The organism is Sphingomonas naasensis, assembly GCF_004792695.1.
GTDB lineage: Bacteria > Pseudomonadota > Alphaproteobacteria > Sphingomonadales > Sphingomonadaceae > Sphingomonas > Sphingomonas naasensis.
The window spans coordinates 614,807-635,390 of record NZ_SRXU01000001.1 but is presented as its reverse complement, the minus strand read 5'-3'; the positions used below and the strand labels follow the sequence as shown (position 1 = coordinate 635,390).

22 protein-coding genes and 1 pseudogene are annotated in these 20,584 nt (G+C 67.2%); 7 read left to right on the top strand and 16 right to left on the bottom strand.

Going from position 1 to position 20,584, the window contains the following annotated elements:
* Positions 1 to 40 precede the first annotated feature (40 nt).
* A complete protein-coding gene (locus E5A74_RS03030) occupies positions 41 to 220 on the bottom strand; it encodes a hypothetical protein (protein WP_135982690.1) in 180 nt (59 codons plus the stop codon).
* 71 nt (positions 221 to 291) lie between these two features.
* On the opposite strand from E5A74_RS03030, the gene E5A74_RS03025 reads away from it, so the two are divergent.
* The gene (locus E5A74_RS03025) at positions 292 to 714 is read left to right on the top strand and encodes a hypothetical protein (RefSeq protein WP_135982688.1); all 423 of its coding nucleotides are present in this window, start codon (positions 292 to 294) and stop codon (positions 712 to 714) included.
* Between the two features lie 83 nt (positions 715 to 797).
* Here the strand turns inward: E5A74_RS03025 and E5A74_RS03020 are convergent, their stop codons facing one another.
* Complete coding sequence (locus tag E5A74_RS03020) at positions 798 to 1,067, bottom strand: SWIB/MDM2 domain-containing protein (RefSeq protein WP_135982685.1); 270 nt, start codon at positions 1,065 to 1,067, stop codon at positions 798 to 800.
* Between the two features lie 32 nt (positions 1,068 to 1,099).
* Complete coding sequence (locus tag E5A74_RS03015) at positions 1,100 to 1,306, bottom strand: hypervirulence associated TUDOR domain-containing protein (protein ID WP_240699612.1); 207 nt, start codon at positions 1,304 to 1,306, stop codon at positions 1,100 to 1,102.
* Between the two features lie 173 nt (positions 1,307 to 1,479).
* Here E5A74_RS03015 and E5A74_RS03010 point away from each other — a divergent pair, with 173 nt between their 5' ends.
* From E5A74_RS03010 to E5A74_RS03000, 3 genes are all read left to right on the top strand, one after another.
* Complete coding sequence (locus E5A74_RS03010) at positions 1,480 to 1,713, top strand: hypothetical protein (RefSeq protein WP_135982681.1); 234 nt, start codon at positions 1,480 to 1,482, stop codon at positions 1,711 to 1,713.
* Positions 1,714 to 1,918: 205 nt separating this feature from the next.
* The gene (gene leuA / locus E5A74_RS03005; protein ID WP_135982679.1) at positions 1,919 to 3,577 is read left to right on the top strand and encodes a 2-isopropylmalate synthase; all 1,659 of its coding nucleotides are present in this window, start codon (positions 1,919 to 1,921) and stop codon (positions 3,575 to 3,577) included.
* Positions 3,578 to 3,584: 7 nt separating this feature from the next.
* Complete coding sequence (locus E5A74_RS03000; protein WP_135982677.1) at positions 3,585 to 4,127, top strand: AAA family ATPase; 543 nt, start codon at positions 3,585 to 3,587, stop codon at positions 4,125 to 4,127.
* Positions 4,128 to 4,300: 173 nt separating this feature from the next.
* On the opposite strand, the gene E5A74_RS02995 is transcribed toward E5A74_RS03000, so the two are convergent.
* The 6 genes from E5A74_RS02995 to folE all read right to left on the bottom strand — a co-directional run bounded on the left by E5A74_RS02995 (position 4,301) and on the right by folE (position 8,286).
* Positions 4,301 to 4,687, bottom strand: coding sequence for a PRC-barrel domain-containing protein (locus E5A74_RS02995; protein WP_135982675.1), 387 nt, complete (start codon positions 4,685 to 4,687; stop codon positions 4,301 to 4,303).
* Positions 4,688 to 4,762: 75 nt separating this feature from the next.
* Complete coding sequence (locus tag E5A74_RS20775; protein WP_166745580.1) at positions 4,763 to 5,341, bottom strand: hypothetical protein; 579 nt, start codon at positions 5,339 to 5,341, stop codon at positions 4,763 to 4,765.
* Between the two features lie 8 nt (positions 5,342 to 5,349).
* Positions 5,350 to 6,477: a zinc-binding dehydrogenase gene (locus tag E5A74_RS02985; protein WP_135982673.1), complete on the bottom strand. Its 1,128-nt coding sequence runs from the start codon at positions 6,475 to 6,477 to the stop codon at positions 5,350 to 5,352.
* A 25-nt stretch (positions 6,478 to 6,502) separates the two neighbouring features.
* On the bottom strand, positions 6,503 to 6,856 hold the full coding sequence (locus E5A74_RS02980) for a dihydroneopterin aldolase (RefSeq protein ID WP_135982671.1): 354 nt from the start codon (positions 6,854 to 6,856) through the stop codon (positions 6,503 to 6,505).
* The gene (locus E5A74_RS02975; RefSeq protein WP_240699611.1) at positions 6,849 to 7,613 is read right to left on the bottom strand and encodes an SDR family oxidoreductase; all 765 of its coding nucleotides are present in this window, start codon (positions 7,611 to 7,613) and stop codon (positions 6,849 to 6,851) included. Before E5A74_RS02975 ends, E5A74_RS02980 begins: the two co-directional genes overlap by 8 nt.
* Before the next feature lie 52 nt (positions 7,614 to 7,665).
* Entirely contained in the window at positions 7,666 to 8,286 is a 621-nt protein-coding gene (gene folE, locus E5A74_RS02970; RefSeq protein ID WP_135982669.1) for a GTP cyclohydrolase I FolE, read from the bottom strand.
* A gap of 233 nt (positions 8,287 to 8,519) precedes the next feature.
* On the opposite strand from folE, the gene E5A74_RS02965 reads away from it, so the two are divergent.
* Entirely contained in the window at positions 8,520 to 11,252 is a 2,733-nt protein-coding gene (locus E5A74_RS02965; RefSeq protein ID WP_208411680.1) for a TonB-dependent receptor, read from the top strand.
* A 57-nt stretch (positions 11,253 to 11,309) separates the two neighbouring features.
* Here the strand turns inward: E5A74_RS02965 and E5A74_RS02960 are convergent, their stop codons facing one another.
* From E5A74_RS02960 to miaA, 5 genes and pseudogenes are all read right to left on the bottom strand, one after another.
* Entirely contained in the window at positions 11,310 to 11,912 is a 603-nt protein-coding gene (locus tag E5A74_RS02960) for a TMEM175 family protein (RefSeq protein ID WP_135982665.1), read from the bottom strand.
* A 303-nt stretch (positions 11,913 to 12,215) separates the two neighbouring features.
* Complete coding sequence (ilvC, locus tag E5A74_RS02955) at positions 12,216 to 13,235, bottom strand: ketol-acid reductoisomerase (protein ID WP_135982663.1); 1,020 nt, start codon at positions 13,233 to 13,235, stop codon at positions 12,216 to 12,218.
* A 135-nt stretch (positions 13,236 to 13,370) separates the two neighbouring features.
* On the bottom strand, positions 13,371 to 13,886 hold the full coding sequence (gene ilvN, locus E5A74_RS02950; RefSeq protein ID WP_135982661.1) for an acetolactate synthase small subunit: 516 nt from the start codon (positions 13,884 to 13,886) through the stop codon (positions 13,371 to 13,373).
* Between the two features lie 4 nt (positions 13,887 to 13,890).
* Positions 13,891 to 15,645: pseudogene (locus tag E5A74_RS02945) on the bottom strand (acetolactate synthase 3 large subunit); the annotation flags it as partial.
* Between the two features lie 69 nt (positions 15,646 to 15,714).
* Positions 15,715 to 16,659 (bottom strand): tRNA (adenosine(37)-N6)-dimethylallyltransferase MiaA, encoded by a 945-nt coding sequence (gene miaA, locus E5A74_RS02940; protein ID WP_240699610.1) that lies wholly within the window; start codon positions 16,657 to 16,659, stop codon positions 15,715 to 15,717.
* Here miaA and serB point away from each other — a divergent pair.
* Complete coding sequence (serB, locus tag E5A74_RS02935) at positions 16,640 to 17,569, top strand: phosphoserine phosphatase SerB (RefSeq protein ID WP_135982655.1); 930 nt, start codon at positions 16,640 to 16,642, stop codon at positions 17,567 to 17,569. The genes miaA and serB overlap by 20 nt on opposite strands.
* Positions 17,570 to 17,737: 168 nt before the next feature.
* On the opposite strand, the gene E5A74_RS02930 is transcribed toward serB, so the two are convergent.
* Complete coding sequence (locus E5A74_RS02930; protein WP_135982653.1) at positions 17,738 to 19,297, bottom strand: spinster family MFS transporter; 1,560 nt, start codon at positions 19,295 to 19,297, stop codon at positions 17,738 to 17,740.
* Positions 19,298 to 19,371: 74 nt separating this feature from the next.
* On the opposite strand from E5A74_RS02930, the gene E5A74_RS02925 reads away from it, so the two are divergent.
* Positions 19,372 to 19,836 carry a low molecular weight protein-tyrosine-phosphatase gene (locus E5A74_RS02925; RefSeq protein WP_135982651.1) on the top strand — a complete coding sequence of 155 codons (465 nt, stop codon included), beginning with the start codon at positions 19,372 to 19,374 and terminating at the stop codon, positions 19,834 to 19,836.
* A 20-nt stretch (positions 19,837 to 19,856) separates the two neighbouring features.
* On the opposite strand, the gene E5A74_RS02920 is transcribed toward E5A74_RS02925, so the two are convergent.
* Positions 19,857 to 20,462 (bottom strand): hypothetical protein, encoded by a 606-nt coding sequence (locus E5A74_RS02920; protein ID WP_135982649.1) that lies wholly within the window; start codon positions 20,460 to 20,462, stop codon positions 19,857 to 19,859.
* Between the last annotated feature and the right edge of the window lie 122 nt (positions 20,463 to 20,584).

The window sequence follows — 20,584 nt, the reverse complement described above, 5'->3', positions numbered from 1 at the left end:
AAGGCCGGCGTGACGAGAGGGGTGCAAGGTCGGCAAGATCCTAGTGCAGCTTGGCGATGCTCAGCCCGTCGAGCTTGGCGCGCTCCTTCACCGATTCCTCGCTGCGGGTCAGCGCTTTGGCGATCGCCTTCAAGGCCATGCCCTTCTTGGCGAGCGTGTGCAGCTTCTGGATCTCGTCGGGGCGCCAGGGCTGGCGGTGGCGCTCGAAACGTTCGGACATGCTCGTCTCCTGTTCAGCCTCGCGCAATGCCAGCCGCGCGAGCCTGTGGCCAGTCAAAGGGGGAGGCCACCATGTCGTTGCTGATCGCCGCCGCACTCGTCGCGCAGGCCGCCGACCCGCTCTGCCCGCAGATCGCGCGGCTGATCGCCGCCGCGCGCGAGAAGGCCCCGTTCGCCAGCCTGCGGGCCGAGGGGTTCGAACTGCGGCTGCTCGAGCGCCATCCCTGCTCGGCCGACGGACGCGGCTATCATTGCAAGCGGGTGCTGCTGCCGCCCGAGGTCACCGCAGGCTCGGTCGCCCAGCAGATCGCGGCGTGCCTGCCCGATGCGAAGATTTCTGTGGAAAAGACCGGCGATTGGGCGCGCGAGAAGACCGTGGTGCGCGGTTCCGGCCTTGCGTTCGCGCTCGACGAGTCGGGGGACGACCGCGCGCATGTCGGCCGGATTCTGTTCGTGCTGGTGCGTCCGGGCAGCGCCTCGGCCGACCAGCTCTAGCCCGCAACGGAACGGGGCGGGCCTCTTTCGAGACCCGCCCCGTCTGGTTCGTTCAAGCGCACCGGCCGATGCCGGCGGCAGCCTTACTTGACGTGCTTGGAGACGTGCTTGTTCATCTCGAACATGGTCGCCTTCTTGCCGCCGAAGACCTTCTCCAGCTTGTCGTCCGCCAGAATTTCCCGCTTGTTTTCAGGGTTCTGGAGGTTGTTCTTCTTGATGTGCTCCCAGAGCTTGCTGACGATCTCGCTGCGCGGCAGCGGGCCGTTGCCGACGATCGCGGCCAGCTCCGGCGACGGCGTCACCGGCTTTGCGATGCCACCACGTGCTCCGCCTGCTGCTTTAGTCTCGGCCATTCTCTCTTCTCCTGTTCGCACCCGTTTCCGGGCTATTCCCTCGTCAGCGCCGCCGGCTTGTGCGAAGCCTTCCCGCCGTTGTCGCTCTCGACGATGTACTGTGGTTCGTGCTCCGATGCACGCACCTGATGCCCTTTGATCGTGGTATCGCGCGTCTGTCTAGAGAGCACTTTGCCATGGGCGGTGCCGCCGTGCGATTTCCAGGTGACCCGATCGCCCTTCCTGAGATGCTCCGCCATCGTCATGCTCTCCATAGCTTACATGGATTGAGCGCGAGGGAACCGGGTTCGGTTGCGCTGCCGCAACGCTTCGTCGCATTGCGGGTTCGCCTCGGCGGAAAGCGTGCACATTGGGGCGGATGGCAGCGGGCGCGGGGGCGTGATACAGCCCCTCGACCGGAGGGAGGGACGCGATGCGGTTGGTGATCGTGGCAGGATTGTTGGCGCTGGGCGGATGCGGCGGGGGCGGGACCACCGGCACCAATTATTCCGATCCGCCGCCGATGGCCGAGATCGTCGCCACGCCCAGCCCGAAGCCCAGCGAAACGCCGACCCCCGAGGCCGAGGCCGAGACGACGGCGGACGAAAATGCGGCGGTGGCGGAGAATGCCGTCGATGCCGAAGCGCCGGCCAATACCGCCGAATAGCCGGCGGATCACGCCAGACGGTGGACAAAAGCGCGCGCCTCTTCCATAAGGAAGGGGTGACGACCGCACTGCGCCTTGGCCTGCGACTTATTCGCCCTTAGGGGCCGAACCGCCGCGCGCGCACGTCCCTAAGGGTCAAACCAAGCCTTCCTGCCAGCCCGAGGCCGCGCTATGCGCGCGCCCGTACCCTTAAGAGGCGAAGCCCATGCTCCGCGATCCAAGCGTAAAATACCGTCCCTTCCCGCAGGTCGATCTCCCCGACCGGCAATGGCCCAATCGTACCATCACCAGGCCGCCGCGCTGGCTCTCGACCGACATGCGCGACGGCAACCAGGCGCTGATCGACCCGATGGACGGCGAGAAGAAGCAGCGCTTCTTCGACCTGTTGGTGAAAGTGGGCGTGAAGGAGATCGAGGTCGGCTTCCCGAGCGCCGGCGCCACCGAATTCGACTTCATCTCGGGGCTGGTCCGGCAGGACAAGATCCCCGACGATGTGATCGTCCAGGTGCTCACCCAGTCGCGCCAGGACCTGATCGAGACGAGCTTCCAGAGCCTGAAGGGCGCGAAGAAGGCGATCGTCCACCTCTACAACGCGGTCTCGCCCGCGTGGCGGCGGATCGTATTCGGGATGAGCCGCGACGAGATCAAGGGCATCGCAATCGCCGGTGCAAAGGTGCTGCGCGACGAGGCGGCGAAGCAGCCCGATACAGAATGGCATTTCGAGTACAGCCCCGAGACCTTCTCGACCGCGGAGCTCGATTTTTCGGTCGAGGTCTGCGAGGCGGTGATGGAAATCCTCCGCCCGACGCCCGAGAAGCCGCTGATCCTCAACCTGCCGGCGACGGTCGAGGCGGCGACGCCCAACATCTATGCCGATCAGATCGAATGGTTCGGGCGCAACATTCGCAATCGTGACTCGGTGGTGATCAGTCTCCACACGCACAATGACCGCGGCACCGGCGTGGCGGCCTCGGAGCTGGGCCTGCTCGCGGGCGCGGACCGGATCGAAGGCTGCCTGTTCGGCAATGGCGAGCGCACCGGCAATGTCGATCTCGTGACGCTGGCGCTCAACATGTACACGCAAGGCGTTGATCCGGGGCTCAATTTCTCGGACATCGACGAGGTCATCCAGACGGTCGAGTATTGCAACCAGTTGCCGGTGCACCCGCGGCATCCCTATGCCGGCGAGCTGGTGTTCACGGCCTTTTCGGGCAGCCACCAGGACGCGATCAAAAAGGGCTTCGCGGCGCAGGAAGCGCGCAACGACCAGATCTGGGACGTGCCCTATCTGCCGATCGACCCCAAGGACCTCGGCCGCGATTACGAGGCGGTGATCCGGGTCAATTCGCAATCGGGCAAGGGCGGCGTCGCCTGGGTGCTCGAGCAGGATCGTGGACTCAAGCTGCCGAAGCGGATGCAGGCCGATTTCTCGCGCCACGTCCAGGCGCTGGCTGACGAAACCAGCCGCGAGCTCAATGCAGCGGACATCCGCCAGAAGTTCGAGGCCGTCTATCTGCCGGGCGTGGGCGATCGCATCGCGCTGGTCGATTACGAGGAGACCGGCGCCGCGGGGCAGCGCGTGTTCGTCGGCCGCATCGCCGTCGATGGCGTCGAGCAGTCGATCTCGGGGCGCGGCAATGGCCTGATCTCCGGCGTGATCGATGCGCTCGGCAGCTCGACCGGGCCGCGGCTCGACGTGGTCGACTATAGCGAACACGCGATCGGCCACGGCGCCGACGCGCAGGCCGCCGCCTATGTCGAATGCCGCACCGATGACGGGCGAACGGTGTTCGGGGTCGGGATCGACGCCGATATCGCGACTGCTTCGGTGCGCGCGGTGCTGAGCGCGGCCAACCGGGCCTGATCGCGCGGTGAACCGGTTCGTCGCCGTCTCGGGATGTTCGGGCGGCGGCAAATCGACGCTGATCGACGCGCTGGCCGCGCGCGGCTTCGCTACGGTGCCCGAGCCGGGGCGGCGGATCGTCGGCGAGCTGCGCCTCGAGCGCGGCGAGGCGCTGCCTTGGGTCGATCTCGCGGCATTTGCGCGGCGGGCGATCGCGATGGCGATCGAAGACCGCGCGGCCGCCGAGGCGATGCCGGGCTGGGTGTTCTTCGATCGCGGAGTGGTCGATGCGGCGGTGGCGCTCGCCCATGCGACGGGCGAGGACGTCGTCGCGCCGCTGGCGCGCGCGCATCGCTATCACCGCCGGGTGTTTCTGGCGCCGCCCTGGCCGGAGATCTGGACTGGCGACAGCGCGCGGCTGCACGATCTGGGCGATGCCGAGGCGGAATATGCGCGGCTGGCGGCGGCGTGGCCGGCGCTGGGGTATGAGGTACAGGTATTGCCGAGGACGAGTGTCGCGCATCGGGTGGAATGGATGCTGGCGGCGCTCGGTGCGGCGAGCTCGACCTGAGCCGGCGCTTCGGAATGCTGCACCCCGGCGAAGGCCGGGGCCCAGTTGCAGGCGGTTCGTGGGTCTGACGCACCGCGCCTTGGCAGCGTCGACGAAACTGGGCCCCGGCCTTCGCCGGGGTGCGTGAAGCAAGGCGAAACGGCGCGGCCCCGTCCGCGCCGCCCCGCGCGCGCTTACGGATAGCTCAGGCCGTAATAGCCATAGACGCGCTCGCCATAGGCCTGGTCATAAGCGGGCGGTTCCTCGGCAGAGTAGCGCGGCGCGGCTTCGAGGGTTTCCTTGTCGACATCGACGACATAGCCGCCCTGTTCGGTGTCGTAGGTCAGCTTGTCCCAAGGCAGCGGATAATAGTCGCTGCCGAGCCCGAACACGCCGCCAAACTGGAGCACGGCATACTCCACCTGGCCCGAGAGCTTGTCGACCATGAAATTGTAGATGCTGCCGAGCTTCTCGCCGTCCTCGTCATAGACTGCGGTGCCCTCGACCTTGTTGGAGGCGATCAGGCTTGCGGTCTCGTCGGTCGCGATTTCCGGGTCGTTCGCGATATCCGTATCGGTCATAGCTCGTCTCCTCGACTCAGCCCCCGCCGGCCCTTCGAGACTGCGCCGGGGCAGTGACTCGGCGATGACAGCGAGTCAGCTTCCGACGCGCTCGAATATCATTCCGCCGGGATTCGTCGGGCGTCGTTCGGGGCTGGTATTGGCCCAGACGATCGGGAAGCTGCCGAGGCGCAGCGTGGTCCCTTCTACCCAGACGCGCTCGAAGAGGCGCGTGCCGCGCACGGGGAAAGGGAAGGGCGCGCAGGTGCGGCCGTCGACGGCGCGCGGCTGGCCCTGCTGCCAGCCGCCGCCGAAGCCGCACCCCGATCCGGGCTGGTTGTAGACTGCGATCACGTCGGGCGCGTCGACGGTCATCTCGATCGCGTCGACGACATGATCGAGGTCGATCGCGGCACCGTTCGCCCCGGTTTTGGCGATCCTGGCGCGGAAGGTCGTGCGGATGGTCGGCGTGTCGCAATTGCTGTGGGCATAGACCTGCGAGACCGCTGACAACGTCATCGGCGTTGCGGTCAGCGTGGTGATCAAGCCGTGCCTGCCGTTCCTGCCGATCGGCATGCAGCCGGTCTTCCACGTGCCGACGATCGGCGAAGGCGCGGGATGGGCCGATTGCCCCGCGACGCCGGCGAGGAGCGGCAGCAGCCAGAGCGACAGCATCGGCACCCTTAGCGGCTGGGGTCGATCAGATATTTCTCGCCGGTCGCCTTTTTCGCATAGGCGGCGGCGATCACCGGATCGAGCGCCTCGGCGAGCGAGATCGTCGCGGTATAGTGGCTGGCGAAGGTCGTCTTCAATTCGGCGGCGACGCGGGCGCGCAGCCGCAGCACGCCCTCCATGCCGAGCTTCATCAGGAAGGGCGTGAGCAAGAAGCCGCTGACCCCCCAGGCGAAGCCATAGCCGCGATCGAGCTCGGTCGGGCCGAGATCGAGCGCGCCATAGATATAGACCTGCTTGAAGGTCGACGAGCCGTAGCGGCTATATTCGGTCGCGCTGCGATTGGCCGCGGCTTCCATCGCGTGGAGGATGCTGTTCACCAGCCTGCCGCCGCCGATCGCGTCGAAGGCGAGGGTGGCGCCGGTCTCGGCGATCGCGTCGGTGAGCTTCTCGCGGAAATCGGCGGCGCTGCTGTCGACGATGTGTTTGGCGCCGATCTCGCGGAGGATCGCGGCCTGAGCCTCGTTGCGCACCACGTTCACCAGCGGGACGCCGTCGGCGATGCAGATGCGGTTGAGCATCTGGCCGAGGTTCGACGCGGCGGCGGTATGGACCAGCGCCTTGTGGCCTTCCATCCTGAGCGTCTCGACCATCGCCAGCGCGGTTAGCGGATTGACGAACATCGAGGCGCCGTCGGCGGCGCTGGCGCCCTCGGGGAGCGGGATGCAGTCGCGCGCGGCGATCTTGCGATACTCGGCGTACATCGCGCCGCCGATCATCCCCACCTTCTTGCCGAGCAGCCCCGCGACATTAGCGCCCGCCGCGACCACCGTACCGGCGCCTTCGTTGCCGACCGGCATCGGTTGATCGAGCCGCGCCTTCATCGCCCCGAGCCGTGCCGGGGGGATCGCCGCGGTGAGGCCGGGGCTGTCGGCGCTCCCGCTGGCCGCGAGCGTCGACACGTCGGCAGGGCCGAGCAGCAAGCCGAGATCGGAAGGATTGATCGGCGTCGCCTCGACGCGGACGATCACCTCGTCGGGGCCGGGCGGATCGAGCGTCACCGGCGCGAGGGTCAACGTCAGCCGCGCATCGCTCGACACCGTCGAGCGCAGTTCGAGCCCGGTGAACCGATCGGCCATCACTTCCTCCCTTTGCTGCTTCCCGTCATCGGCGCTCGCGGACGATCTCACAACCGATGCGCGCGTCGGGGTAGATGTCGAGCTTCATCGAGCGGACCCGCACGCGGACCACGCGGGGGTCGGCGAGCGCGAGCGCCGCGACTGCGTCGCACAGCGTCTCCTGCAGCTCGATATGGCGCGCCGCGGCGAGCGCGTGGATCCGCTCGCGGAGGAAATCATAGTCGACCACCGCGTCGATCCGGTCGTCGGGCGCATCGGCATAGGCGCAGGTCATCGCGACATCGAGCATGACCCGCTGCGGCGCGGCGCGCTCGTGCGGGTGGACGCCGAGGCCGATGCGCAGTTCGAGCCCCTCGAGCAGGATCGTGTACTCAGCCATGCGGGCGTTCGCGTCCTTCGAACATCACGTCGCCGTCGCGCGGCAGGAAGCGCTGGCCGCAATCGACGAAGACATTCTGCCCGGTGATGCTGCGCGCGGTGAGCAGATGCTCCACCGTCGCGGCGATGTCGTCGAGCGCGACCGGCTGCTGGAGCAGGTTCGCGCGCGAATGTTCGGCGAATTCCTCCATGGTCTGGTCGAGGCTCGGCAAGGTCAGGCCAGGGGAGACCGCATTGACGCGTACCCTTGGCGCGAGTGCGCGGGCGAGCAATTCGGTCGCGGCGGCGAGCGCGGCCTTGCTCAGCGTGTAGGTGAGGAAATCGGGGTTGAGATTGGCGATCTTCTGATCGAGCAGATTGACCACCGCCCCGGCATCGAGATCGTCCTGCGCGGCGAGGGCCGAGGCGAGCGCGACGGGGGCACCGCAATTGACGCGCATATGGCGATCGAGCAGCGCGAAATCGGCGAGCGGCAGCGCGTCCCACGCGAATATCGAGGCGTTGTTGACGAGGCCGTCGATCGCGCCGCCGAGCCCTTCGCGCGCGGCGTGGATCAGGGCGGGGGCGGTTTCGGCCTCGGCGAGCTCGCCCGAGACGATGCAGGCGGTGCCGCCCGCCGCGGCGATCGCGTCGCGCAGCGCCTCGGCGTCGTCGGGCGCGTGATGGTGGTGGATCGCGACGGCATGGCCGCGCAGCGCCAGCCGGCGCGCGATCCCCGCACCGATTCGCTTCGCCCCGCCGGTGACGAGGATTCTCACCGGATCCTCCCCCGCGGGAGGAGGGGGGAGGAACGAGGACGCACCTGCATCCTCAATAGCCCATCAGCTTGAGCACTTCCTGCCGGCTCCGCTCGTCGTCGCGGAACACCCCCATCATGCGGCTGGTGACCATGCCGACCCCCGGCGTGCGCACGCCGCGCGCGGTCATGCAGGCATGGCTCGCCTCGATCACCACCGCGACGCCGACCGGCTTGAGGCCGTTCCAGATACAGTCGGCAACCTCGGCGGTGAGGCGCTCCTGAACCTGCAGCCGGCGGGCAAAGGCGTGGAGCACGCGCGCCAGCTTGGAGATGCCGACGACGTGATCCTTGGGGAGATAGGCGATCGAGGCCTTGCCGATGATCGGCGCCATGTGGTGCTCGCAATGCGACTGGAAGGGGATGTCCTTGAGCAGCACGATCTCGTCATAGCCGCCGACTTCCTCGAACACGCGGGCGAGATGGTGCGCGGGGTCTTCGCCATAGCCCTGGCAATATTCCTTCCACGCGCGCGCCACGCGCTGCGGGGTGTCGATCAGCCCCTCGCGCGCGGGATCGTCGCCCGACCAGCGGATCAGCGTGCGGATCGCTTCGGCGACGTCCTCGGGCACCGCGATCTTGGCGGGGCCGGCGATCAGATCGCCATCTTCCGCCGGATCGTGAATTTCTGCCATTCGCCCGTCCTTCCTCGACCTGCCTATGTTTACGCTACGGCATGCGCCGCTTTGCGTCGCCGGCACTGTTGCGCATCCGTACCACCCTCGGGAAAACGGCCGGAAACCGCGGAGTTCCGCGCCGCATCCCCGTTGACGGCTTCAAAAATGCAGCGTTAGTTTCGTACGTAATAAAAGCAACGCCGATGCCGGATAGGTAACAGGGCCGGCGACAGGAGAGGGGATCCATCGCAATGAAGAAGCTCGATTTGCTCGCGGCGACCGCGCTCGCATTGCTCGCAGCCACGCCGGCGTTCGCCCAGGAAACGCCTGCGCCCGCCGACGAGAGCGCGACGCAGGACTATGACAGCGCCAACGACATCGTCGTGACCGCGACGCGGCGTAACGAGACCGTGCAGGAAGTGCCGATCGCGATCACCGCGATCGGTGCCGAGCTGCTCCAGAACGCCGCGGTCGACAATGTCCGCGACCTTGAGCAGCTCGCGCCGTCGCTGCAGAGCTCGACCGGCCAGTCCTCGGCGACGGGCACCACCATCTATCTGCGCGGCATCACGACCGGCGGCGACAATCCCGGCTTCGAGCCCGCAGTGGGCGTGTTCATCGACGGCGTGTTCCGCGCCCGCGCCGGCGTCGCCATCTCCGAGCTTCCCGAGCTCGAGCGCGTCGAGGTGCTGCGCGGGCCGCAGGGCACGCTGTTCGGCCGCAACACCTCGGCCGGTGCGCTGAGCATCTTCACCGCGCAGCCGCAGTTCGAGACGCAGGGCTATGTCGAGGGGATGTACGGCAACTACAACGCCTATGGCGTCAAGGGCGCGATCACCGGTCCGGTGAGCAAGTCGCTCGCGCTGCGCCTCGACGCCGGTTATCGCAAGCGCGACGGCTATATCGAGGACGTCAACAGCGATCGCGCGATCAACGACATCGATCGCTGGAACGTCCGCGGCCAGGCGCTGCTCGACACGGGCGACATCACCTTCCGCCTGATCGGCGACTATTACCAGACCGACGAGCAATGCTGCGGCGCGGTGTCCGCGGTCCGCGGCGCGCTTGCCGGCGCGATCGAGGGGATCGCGGCGGCGCAGGGCCTTGACGGGCTATATTTCACGCCCGGCGTGACGCGTGCCTTCCCCGTCGGCAGCACCACGCAGCTCAACTTCAGCGACATGCCGCTCGAGCGGCGCATGGCGATCTCCCCCAACCGCGACTTTGCCGAGCGCATCCGCGACTGGGGCTTTTCGGGCGAGCTCAACTGGGATCTCGGCGACGTCAAGCTGACTTCGATCACCGCCTATCGCAACTGGCGGGTGGTGCGGAACCAGGACATTGATTTCTCGGGAATCGATCGCGCCTATCGCGACGGCTATCGCAACGAGCTCACCGATTTCACGCAGGAGCTGCGCCTGCAGGGCTCGGGCTTCGGCGGCAAGCTCGACTGGCTGATCGGCGGCTTCTACCTCAACGAGAGCAACAAGCTGCGCGACGTCGTGCAGATCGGCAATGACGGCAACCGCTATGTCGACACCGTGTTTGCCGGCCAGCTCCGCGCGGCCTTCGGCACGCCGCTGCAATTCTTCGGCTCGCTCGGCCCGACGGTGCCGACCTTCGGCGCGGCGCTGCTCAATCCCGCGGTTCCGAACAGCTTGCCCGCGCTCACCGCGGTCTATGGCCAGCTCGCGCCGCTGGTCGGCTGCTTCCGCGCGCAGGCGGGCACGGCGCCGCCCGGGCTCTGCGTGATCCCGGGCTTCCCGTCCACGCCGATCCCGGGTCTCGCCGCGCTGGCTGCGAGCCCGCTTCCCGGCGCGGTGCCCGGCCAGGGCAACAGCCCCGACGATTTCCGCGTCAAGACCAATGCCTTCGCGCTGTTCACGCACAACATCATCAACGTCACCGACAAGCTCTCGGTCACGCTGGGTGCGCGCTGGAACCACGAGAAGAAGGACATGACCGCCTCGATCAACAACAATCTGGGCAGCTGCACCTTCTTCAACCAGGTGCGCGCGGGCAACGCCGCGGCGGTGGCCTATGCCAATGTGCTCAAGCAGATCCCGGGGCTGTTCAACAACCTGTTCCTGCTCAGCTGCAACCCGGCGGTGAACACCGAGTTCAACGGCAACTATCAGGACGATTTCACCGACAACGAGATCACCGGCACCGCCAAGCTGGCGTACAAGATCTCGAACCGGCTGCTCGCCTATGCGAGCTTCGATCACGGCTACAAGTCGGGCGGCTACAATCTCGACCAGGCGACCTTCGATTCGGTGCTGCTCGGCGGCAACGGCGCGCAGGGATCGGATCTGCGTTTCGGCGCCGAGACGGTCGATGCCTATGAGATCGGCTTCAAGGCGAGCCCGAGCCGCGAGTTCACGCTCAACGTCGCGGCGTTCTACATGAACTTTTACAATCTCCAGTCGCTGGTGTTCTCGGGCAACAATTTCGTCGTCCAGAATGTGCCCAAGAGCATTAGCAAGGGCATCGAGATCGAATCGACGATCCGCCCGGCGCGCGATCTGACCTTCCAACTCGGCTACAGCTACATCAGCGCCAAATATTCCGACAGCAACGACTTCCTCAACACCCCGCTACAGGGGCAAGAAGGCCGGCAGTTCAACAATCAGCCCGAGCATACCGTGGTGATCGCGGGCACCTGGACCCCGCGGCTTACCAACGCGCTCAACGGCCTGCTGCACGTCGACATGCGGTACAACAGCGAGGTCAACATTCCCTCGAGCAACCCCGATCCGGCGAACGATCGCACCACTTTGTTCAATCCGGGCTATGCGCTGGTCAACGCCAGCCTCGGCGTTCAGTCGAGCAACGGCAAATGGCGTGGCGAGGTCTTCGTCGAGAACGCCACCAACCAATATTACCACATCACCGGCTTCGCGGTGCCCGAGCAGACCGGCAACTATGCCGCCTATCCGGGCACGCCGCGCTTCTACGGCGCACGGGTTCGCGTCGGCTTCTAGGGCCAGGGCGGGAAAGCAGGACGGCCGGGGCGAAAGCTCCGGCCGTTTTTCTTTGGCTCAGCGCTCGAAGAGGTGGTCGAGCGCGCTCGCCGGCAGGCACCAGAAGATCGCGACCAGCGCCGCGCAGGCGAGGCCGAGCGCGGGCGACACGAAGCTGAGCGCGATGCCGGTGACGTAGACCGCGGTCGCCGCGGCGCCCTTGCGCAGCGCGAGGCGGTGATAGGCGCGCGATTCCCCGGTCTGGCTGCCGGTGCGCCGGATCGTCCGCTGGAGCCACATATAGGCGAAGCTCGGCAGCAGCATGATGCCCATATACACCAGCGTCGCGTCGCGGCTGAAGATCTGCTCGCCGAGATAGGCGGTGCCGAACGGGATCAGCGAGAGCGTGAAGATCAGCGTGATGTTCGACCAGAGCAGCCCGTTGGTGACGCGGGTCGCGTGGTGGAACAGCCGGTGATGGTTGACCCAGTAGATCGAGACATAGGCGAAGCTGAGCGCATAGGACACGAAGATCGGCCAGAGATGGAGGAGATGGCCCCAGCCGGGCGCCTCGGGCGCGTGCATCTCGAGCACCATGATCGTCACGACGATCGCAATGACGGCGTCGGAATAGGCCTCGACGCGGGTCACGCCGGCGCGGCCTTCGGTTTCTTCGGTCATGTATTGCCCCTTGCTGTCGTCGGTTCCGTTGAAGGGGAATGCCGAGATCAAGTCAAAAAGCCCAGTGCTCCTGCGAAAGCAGGAGCCCAGAGTTACGGAGCGTTTTGCATGCCGCCCTGGGCTCCTGCTTCCGCAGGAGCACGGAAAGGGACGCACTAGAAAAATCCTCCCTCGCGCAGCGGGGGAGGTGGCGCCGAAGGCGACGGAGGGGGCCTCTCCGCGAGCGGGTCGCTTGCGGAGAGGCCCCCTCCGTCAGGCTGCGCCTGCCACCTCCCCCGGTTCCCCGGGGGAGGATTTTGAGGCTCAGTTCTTGTCCTTGTCGACCAGCTTGTTGGCGCTGATCCACGGCATCATCGCGCGGAGCTCGCTGCCGACTTCCTCGATCTGGTGGCGCTTCGCCGCGATGCGGCTGGCCTTCAGCTCGGGCTGGCCGGCGCGGTTGTCGAGGACGAAGTCCTTGACGAAGCGGCCCGACTGAATGTCGGCGAGGACGCGCTTCATTTCCTTCTTGGTCTCTTCGGTGATGATGCGCGGGCCGGTCTTGATGTCGCCATATTCGGCGGTGTTCGAGATCGAGTAGCGCATGTTGGCGATGCCGCCCTCGTACATCAGGTCGACGATGAGCTTGAGCTCGTGGAGGCACTCGAAATAGGCCATTTCCGGCGCATAGCCGGCCTCGACCAGCGTCTCGAATCCGGCCTGGACCAGCGCGGTGGCGCCGCCGCAGAGCACGGCCTGCTCGCCGAACAGATCGGTCTCGCACTCCTCGCGGAAATTGGTCTCGATGATCCCCGAGCGGCCGCCGCCGACGCCCGACGCGTAGGCGAGCGCGACGTCATGCGCGTTGCCGCTGGCGTCCTGGTGGATCGCGATCAGGCAGGGCACGCCGCCGCCGCGGACATATTCGCTGCGCACGGTGTGGCCCGGGCCCTTGGGCGCGATCATGATCACGTCGATGTCCTTGGGCGGCTCGATCAGGCCGAAATGCACGTTGAGGCCGTGCGCAAAGGCGAGCGCGGCGCCGGGCTTCATATTGCCCTTGAGATCGGCGTCCCAGATGCCGGCCTGATGCTCGTCGGGGGCGAGGATCATCAGGATGTCGGCCCAGCCGGCGGCTTCCTTGTTGCTCAGCACCTTGAAGCCGGCGTCCTCGGCCTTCTTCGCCGAGGCCGAGCCGGGGCGCAGCGCGATCGCGATGTCCTTGACGCCCGAATCGCGCAGGTTCTGCGCATGGGCATGGCCCTGCGAGCCATAGCCGAGGATGGCGATCTTCTTGCCGGTGATCAGGTTCAGATCGGCGTCGCGATCGTAATAGACTTTCATTTCTCTTCCTTTCCGATCGTCATCCCCGCGAAAGCGGGGACCCATCTCCCGTGCGTGCCAAGCCCGACAACAGGGGTGTTGCGCGCGGCCAGTGCAGGAGATGGGCCCCCGCTTTCGCGGGGGTGACGGTTAAAATTACGCGGCTTCCTTGCCCCGTGAAATTGCAACGACGCCGGTGCGGGCGACCTCGACGAGGCCGAGCTCGCGCATCAGCTCGACGAACTTGTCGATCTTTTCCGAGCCGCCGGTGACCTCGAACACGAAGCTCGACGTGGTCGCATCGACGACGCGGGCGCGATAGACCTCGGCGAGGCGGAGCGCCTCGATCCGGTGGTCGCCGGTCCCGGCCACCTTGACGAGCGCGAGCTCGCGCTCGACATGCGGGCCGAAAGCAGTGAGGTCGGTCACCTTGTGGACCGGTACGAGGCGCTCGAGCTGCGCGATGATCTGCTCCATCACCGCGGCCGAGGCCGACGTCACGATGGTGATGCGACTAATTCGATTGTCCTCGGTGATCTCCGAGACGGTGAGGCTTTCGATATTGTAGCCGCGCGCGGTGAACAGCCCGGCGATCCGGGCGAGGATGCCCGGCTCGTTGTCGACGATCACGGCAAGCGTATGCCGCTCTTTTTGCTCTTCCTTGATGTGCATGGGATCAGACCAGTGCCTTGGCTTCGTCGTCCATTTCGCCGGAAACTTCGGCGGCCTGGAGCAGCATTTCGGTATGGGCGGCGCCCGACGGGATCATCGGGAAGCAATTGGCGAGCTTGGCCACCCGGCAATCGACGAGCACCGGCCCGTCATAGGCGAGCATCTCGCCAATGCCGGGATCGAGCTCCTGCCGGCCCTCGATGCGAATGCCCTTCCAGCCATAGGCCTCGGCGAGCTTGACGAAATCGGGAAGCGCGTCCGAATAGCTCTCCGAGTAGCGCGACTGATAGGTCAGCTCCTGCCACTGGCGGACCATGCCCATATATTCGTTGTTCAGGATGAACAGCTTGACCGGCAGGCGATACTGGGTGGCGGTGGCCAGCTCCTGAATGTTCATCTGGATCGAGGCTTCGCCGGCGATGTCGATCACCAGCGCATCCGGATTGCCGAGCTGCGCGCCGATCGCGGCGGGCAGGCCATAGCCCATCGTGCCGAGGCCGCCGCTGGTCAGCCACTTGTTGGGCGCTTCGAAGCCGAAATGCTGCGCGGCCCACATCTGGTGCTGGCCAACCTCGGTGGTGATGATCGGGGCGCGATGCTTCGTCGCCTCGTACAGCGCACGGATCGCGCGCTGCGGCATGATCGCGTCGCCCTTCTCCTCGAAATCGAGGCAGCGGGTCTGGCGCCAGCCGTTGATCCGGTTCCACCATTCGGTGAGATCGGGCTTCGGATGCTGGCGCGCCTTCCAGCAGGCGATCATCTCGCGCAGCGCCACGCCGACATCGGCGATGATCGGCAAGTCGACGCGGACATTCTTGTTCACCGACGAGCGATCGATGTCGATGTGCACCTTGCGGCTGTTCGGCGCGAAGGCGTCGAGCCGGCCGGTGACGCGATCGTCGAAGCGCGAGCCGAAGGCGATGATCAGATCGGCCTTGTTCATCGCCCAATTGGCTTCGTAGGTGCCGTGCATGCCGAGCATGCCCAGCCACTGGTCCGACGAGGCGGGCAGCGCGCCGAGCCCCATCAAGGTCGAGGTGACCGGTGCGCCGGTGAGCGCGGCGAGCTCGCGCAGCGCCTCGGACGCGTCGGGACCCGAATTGATGATCCCGCCGCCGGTGTAGAAGATCGGACGCTCGGCGGCGGCGAGCATGTCGACCGACTCCTGGATCTTCGCCGCGTCGGGCTGGGTCTGCGGGCGATAGGTCTTGTGCTGGATCGGGCCCGGCGCCTCGTAGCGCGCGGTGGCGACCTGGACGTCCTTGGGGATGTCGACCACGACCGGGCCGGGGCGACCCGAAGTGGCGATGTGGAACGCCTCGTGGATGATGCTTCCCAGCGTCTCGGGCGCCTTCACCAGATAATTATGCTTGGTGCAGTGCCGCGTGATGCCGACCGTATCGGCCTCCTGGAACGCATCGGTGCCGATCAGCGCGGTGGGCACCTGGCCGGTGATCACCACCATCGGGATCGAATCCATCAGCGCGTCGGTGATCCCGGTGACCGCGTTGGTCGCGCCCGGGCCCGAGGTGACGAGGACGACGCCGGGCTTGCCGGTCGAGCGGGCATAGCCCTCCGCCGCGTGCGTCGCCGCCTGCTCGTGGCGGACGAGGATGTGGCGAATTCGGTCCTGCTTGAAAATCGCGTCGTAAATCGGAAGCACGGCGCCACCGGGATAACCGAAGATGACCTCCACACCGAGGTCGCTCAACGCCTCGATCAGGATGTCTGCTCCGCTCTTCTCGGTCACGTCTGCCTCCTTATGTTGCGATGCAAGGTAACACCGCCGGAGGGCGCTGCTACCGGTAAGAAAATGGCACGTCAAGCATTATATGTGAAATTTAGTTTCAATCAAATGCATTCTGACGTTCATTTCTGTCGCATCGGTTTTCTGCCAATCCTCGGGCGGTTGCCGTCGGAACCAGGTGTACTGCCGTTTGGCATATTGCCGCGTGGCGAGCGCACCCGCCGCGGCAGCTTGCACGACATCGCTCTCGCCCGCAAACAATGCGCGCAGCTCGGGCACGCCGATCGCGCGGAGCACCGGCGCATCGGTGGGGATATCGGTGCGCGCGAGCAGCGCCTTGGCTTCGTCGCGGCCCGCTTCGAGCATCTCGGCGAAACGCGTGTCGATGCGCGCGCCGAGCCAGTCGCGATCGGGGAGCAGGATCAGCGGCGCGAGGTGGATCTCCCCCGCGATGCCGCCGACGCGCTGCTGCTGCCAATGGGCGAGCGGCCTGCCGGTCGAGCGCACCACTTCGAGCGCGCGCGCGACGCGGGTGGTGTCGCCGGCGTTGAGCCGGGCGGCGGCCTCGGGATCGGCGCCGGCGAGCGCGGCATGGGCGTCGGCGACGGGAAGCGCGCGGACTTCGCTGCGCACCGCTGCGTCGATCTCGGGCACCGGCGCGATGCCTTCGATCAGCGTGCGCAGGTACAGGCCGGTGCCGCCGACGAGGATCGGCAACCGGCCTTCGTGCTGTGCCTCGGCGATCGCTGCGCGCGCCTCGATTGCCCAGCGCGCCGCCGAATAGCTGTCGGCGCCGTCGACATGGCCGAACAGGCGGTGGGGGGCGCGGGTCTCCTCGTCGCGGGTCGGCCGCGCGGTGAGGATGCGGAGATCGGCATAGACCTGCATCGAATCGGCGTTGATCACGGTGCCGCGGTGCTTTTCGGCGAGCGCGAGGGCGAGCGCGGACTTGCCGCTCGCGGTCGGCCCTGCGATGAGCGCCACCACTGGCAGGTCAGGGGATCCCATGTTCATCGCGACGCTCATAGCAGACGGCAAGCTCGACGCCTCGCTCCTATCCGACGTGGCGCATGAGTTCGATACCGAATGCACTGCCGGCGCGTTGGAGAGCGCCGCCTTCATCGATGAAGGTTATGCCGCCGACTTGATTTTCACCCCGACGGAGGGCTTCGGCCCAGCGGATTGCGCTTCGCTCGCCGACGCAATGAAGCAGCGCGCGGGCGCGATTGCCGGCTTCGACATCAAGCTCGACATCGTCGTCCAGCCCGCGGCGAGCCGCGAGAAGAAGCTGCTCGTCGCCGACATGGATTCGACGATGATCACGGTCGAGTGCATCGACGAGCTCGCCGATTATGCCGGGATCAAGGCGCAGATCGCCGAGGTGACCGAGCGGGCGATGCGCGGCGAGCTCGACTTCGCCGAGGCGCTCGACGCGCGGGTGGCCTTGCTCAAGGATCTCGAGGAGGCGGCGATCGATCGCTGCCTCGCCGAGCGTGTGCGGCTGATGCCGGGCGCGAAGGCGCTGGTGCGGACGATGAAGGCGCGCGGCGCGACGACGATCCTCGTGTCGGGCGGGTTCACCCGCTTCGCCGAGCCGGTGGGGGCCGAGATCGGCTTCGACCGGGTGATCGCCAATGTGCTCGAGATCGGCGCGGCGCGGCTGACCGGGCTGGTGACCAAGCCGATCGTCGACAGCAGCACCAAGGAGACGACGCTGCTCGGCGCGCTTGCCGAGCTGGGGCTGACGGCCGAGCAGTCGATGGCGGTCGGCGACGGTGCCAACGACCTCGCGATGATCCGCCAGGCCGGACTCGGCGTCGCCTATCATGCCAAGCCGATCGTCGCCGCCGCGGCGGGCGCGCGGATCGATCATGGCGACCTGACCGCCTTGCTCTACGCGCAGGGCATCGCCCGCGCGGAGTGGGTGGCGGACTAGGATGAATCTCCCCTCCCTGCTTGCAGGGAGGGGCAGGGGGTGGGTGCGCGCGTCCGCGCGCCAAAAGACTCACATACCACGCAGCTGAAATGAACCGGCCGGGGCGTCGAGCCCCGACCGCTTCAACCCACCCCTAACCCCTCCCTGACAGGGAGGGGGATTCAGTATTCAAAGCGGCTCCCCCGCCGCCCGCGCGCGATCCTCGCGGGTGGCTTCCGCCGCCGGCACCAGCCGGAGCGCGGCGATCGCGGCGGCGACCGCGAGCGGCAGCGTCAGCAGCAGCGAGAGGATGCCGGTCGACAGGCTGCCGGTGAGATCGGCGACGCGGCCGGCGAGATAGGGCCCCATCGCCAGCCCGATCAGCGTGGTGCCGATGAAGAAGGCGGCGGTGGCAGTGCCGCGCATGCGGGGCAGGACGAGGTCCTGCGTCGCGGCGGCGGCGGCGCCCAATGCGCAACTCGCCAGCACCTGGGTGATCGGCAGCATCGCGTAGAACAGCGCCTTGTCGGCGGTGGTGAAGGCGATCACCAGCGTGGGGATCGGCGCGAGGCTGCCGAACAGCACGACCATGATCCGCCCCGATGCCCAGCGGCGGCGCAGCCGATCGGCGGCGATCCCGCCCAGCGTCACGCCGATAAAGCCGCCGAGGATCGCGGGGCCGCCGATGAACAGCCCGGCCTCGCGGCTGGTGACGCCGAAGACCTGCTCGGCATAGCTCGGCGCGAGGCCCGCCACGGCATAGGCGAGAAAGGCATTGAGGCCGTAAGCGAGCACCACCGCGAGGAAGGCGGGGGTGCCGAGGATCAACTTGAAGGTGGGCGCGTCACGGTGGCGCAATGCCGCCGACCAGCTGTACACCGCATAGACGCCGATCCCGACCGCGAGCCATTGCGGCAACGGCTCGCCGAAACGGTGCAGCGCGTAGATCGCCGCAGCGACCAGCGCGAGCATGACGAGGTTGCGCAGCAGCGCGCCCGTGCCGTTGCGCGCGGCGCCGATCAACGTCAGCGGCGGGATGATCGCGACGAGGTCCTCGAGGAAGCTCTTGAACGGCGCGGGGTGGGGCGGCGCCCGCAGCCCTTCGGATTGGCCGCGCATCGGCTCGCGCAGCGTGAACACCCACAGGGCGAGCAGCAGCCCGGGCAGGCCGACCGCCATGAACGCCGCCTGCCAGCCGGCGAGGCCGAAGGGCGGGTTGACGGGATAGGCCGCGTTCCACCAGTCGACGATCGCGCCGCCGAGGAACAGCGAGAAGCCGCCGCCGAAATAGATGCCGGCCGAATAGATGGCGAGCGCGGTGGCGCGTTGGCGCTTGGGAAACCAGTCCGAGATCAGCGAATAGGCCGAAGGGCTCGCGGTCGCCTCGCCGACGCCCACGCCGATCCGCGCCGCGGCGAGCTGAAGCCCGGTGCGCGAAAGGCCCGAGAGCGCGGTCATCGTCGACCAGAGCGCGAGCCCGAGCGTCATCAGCCGGACCCGGTGCCAGCTATCGGCGAGCCGGCCGAGCGGGATTCCGAACAGCGCATAGAACACCCCGAACGCGGTGCCGTAGAGAAAGCCGATATCGGCATGGCTCAACCCGAGATCGCGGCGTATGTGCGGCGCGAGGATCGTCAGGATCTGGCGATCGATGAAGTTGAGCGCGTAGACGAGAAACAGGACGACGAGGACATACCAGGCATAGGGTCCGGCCTTGTGATCGGCCGGCGCGGCGTGCGAACTCGCCATCCATTCTCTCCCGCTTTATATCGTTAAGCCAAGGCTAGCAGAGCATACCGCGTTTACGAAAGAGGGGATTTCCGTTGCGTCCGCCATCGCTATTGTTCGTCTGCCTCGGCAATATCTGCCGCTCGCCGCTCGCCGAGGCGGCGTTCCGCGCCGCGGCCGAGCGCGCCGGGCTGGATGCGGTGGCCGAATCGGCGGGAACCGGCGCGTGGCATGTCGGCAATCCGCCCGATCCGCGCAGCGTCGCGGTCGCGCACCGGCACGGCATCGATATTTCGGCGAAGCGCGCGCGGAGCATCCGCGGCGCCGATTTCACCGGCTTCGATCATATCCTCGCGCTCGATCCGCAGAATCTGCGCGATCTCCATGCGATGGCGCCGCAGCGCTCCACCGCGCGGATCGCGCTGCTGATGGATCAGGTTGCCGGCTGCGCGGGGCAGGCGGTGCGCGATCCCTATTATGGCGGGGAGGCCGACTTCGACGCGGTCTGGGAGCAGGTGACGCGCGCCGCGGACGCGCTGGTGACGCAGCTCAGGGCGTAACGCCGCGCGGCCGGCTCGGCTCAGTCCGCCGGCAGGCTTTCGTTGCCGAGCATCACCAGCGGGAAGTTCGCAACCTTGGTCGCGCTCAGCAGGCATCGGAGGGTTTCGTCCGGTGCGGCACGCGACCGGATCTCGCGCTGCAGCCACGTCTGACGGAAGGTGTGGATGTCGCCGTCCGACAGAATCGCGCCGTTCGCGCGCGGGCCGCACAGGCGCTCGATCGCCGCGACGAAAGCGGCGCCGTCGGTCGTGCCTTCGGCATAGGCGGGAACGCGCGCCAGCAGGCCGCGTGCGGACAGCCACGCACGCGCCTCGACGGCGTTGCTTGCAGATTCGCGGGCTAGCCGGAGGGCGCCGAACCGGGGCTGCGCGGCCGGCGGGAGCGCCACTTCGAACGGTGCGGCGGCCGCGTCGAGACAGCGCAGCTGCGCATCGCTCGCCGCCGTGGCGCCGGGTGCGGCCAGAATCTCGTCCTGCAATTCTTCGGCATAGGTGGCGGTGACCGGCCCGACCCCGCATCGCGAGGCGCGCTCGGCAGCGGCCTGCGCGCCGAGCGGCACGACCGGAGCGGCGCCCGGGCTCGACTGCACGAGCGCGGCGAAAAGCAGAAGGCTGGCAGCGACCATGCCGAAGTCTCGCAAATGCGCGGCGCTGCCGCAATCGTGCCGGCGATGCGAGCCTGCGCGTGGCAAGTCGTGGTTAACATCAGCTTCCGCGCCTCCTCCGATAAACTGCGGACCGAAACGCG

Coding starts and splice junctions, on each gene's coding strand:
- E5A74_RS03030 (WP_135982690.1), bottom strand. CDS start 220: ATGTCCGAACGTTTCGAGCGCCACCGCCAGCCCTGGCGCCCCGACGAG.
- E5A74_RS03025 (WP_135982688.1), top strand. CDS start 292: ATGTCGTTGCTGATCGCCGCCGCACTCGTCGCGCAGGCCGCCGACCCG.
- E5A74_RS03020 (WP_135982685.1), bottom strand. CDS start 1,067: ATGGCCGAGACTAAAGCAGCAGGCGGAGCACGTGGTGGCATCGCAAAG.
- E5A74_RS03015 (WP_240699612.1), bottom strand. CDS start 1,306: ATGGCGGAGCATCTCAGGAAGGGCGATCGGGTCACCTGGAAATCGCAC.
- E5A74_RS03010 (WP_135982681.1), top strand. CDS start 1,480: ATGCGGTTGGTGATCGTGGCAGGATTGTTGGCGCTGGGCGGATGCGGC.
- leuA (WP_135982679.1), top strand. CDS start 1,919: ATGCTCCGCGATCCAAGCGTAAAATACCGTCCCTTCCCGCAGGTCGAT.
- E5A74_RS02995 (WP_135982675.1), bottom strand. CDS start 4,687: ATGACCGATACGGATATCGCGAACGACCCGGAAATCGCGACCGACGAG.
- E5A74_RS20775 (WP_166745580.1), bottom strand. CDS start 5,341: ATGCTGTCGCTCTGGCTGCTGCCGCTCCTCGCCGGCGTCGCGGGGCAA.
- E5A74_RS02985 (WP_135982673.1), bottom strand. CDS start 6,477: ATGGCCGATCGGTTCACCGGGCTCGAACTGCGCTCGACGGTGTCGAGC.
- E5A74_RS02980 (WP_135982671.1), bottom strand. CDS start 6,856: ATGGCTGAGTACACGATCCTGCTCGAGGGGCTCGAACTGCGCATCGGC.
- folE (WP_135982669.1), bottom strand. CDS start 8,286: ATGGCAGAAATTCACGATCCGGCGGAAGATGGCGATCTGATCGCCGGC.
- E5A74_RS02965 (WP_208411680.1), top strand. CDS start 8,520: ATGAAGAAGCTCGATTTGCTCGCGGCGACCGCGCTCGCATTGCTCGCA.
- E5A74_RS02960 (WP_135982665.1), bottom strand. CDS start 11,912: ATGACCGAAGAAACCGAAGGCCGCGCCGGCGTGACCCGCGTCGAGGCC.
- ilvC (WP_135982663.1), bottom strand. CDS start 13,235: ATGAAAGTCTATTACGATCGCGACGCCGATCTGAACCTGATCACCGGC.
- ilvN (WP_135982661.1), bottom strand. CDS start 13,886: ATGCACATCAAGGAAGAGCAAAAAGAGCGGCATACGCTTGCCGTGATC.
- serB (WP_135982655.1), top strand. CDS start 16,640: ATGTTCATCGCGACGCTCATAGCAGACGGCAAGCTCGACGCCTCGCTC.
- miaA (WP_240699610.1), bottom strand. CDS start 16,659: ATGAGCGTCGCGATGAACATGGGATCCCCTGACCTGCCAGTGGTGGCG.
- E5A74_RS02930 (WP_135982653.1), bottom strand. CDS start 19,297: ATGGCGAGTTCGCACGCCGCGCCGGCCGATCACAAGGCCGGACCCTAT.
- E5A74_RS02920 (WP_135982649.1), bottom strand. CDS start 20,462: ATGGTCGCTGCCAGCCTTCTGCTTTTCGCCGCGCTCGTGCAGTCGAGC.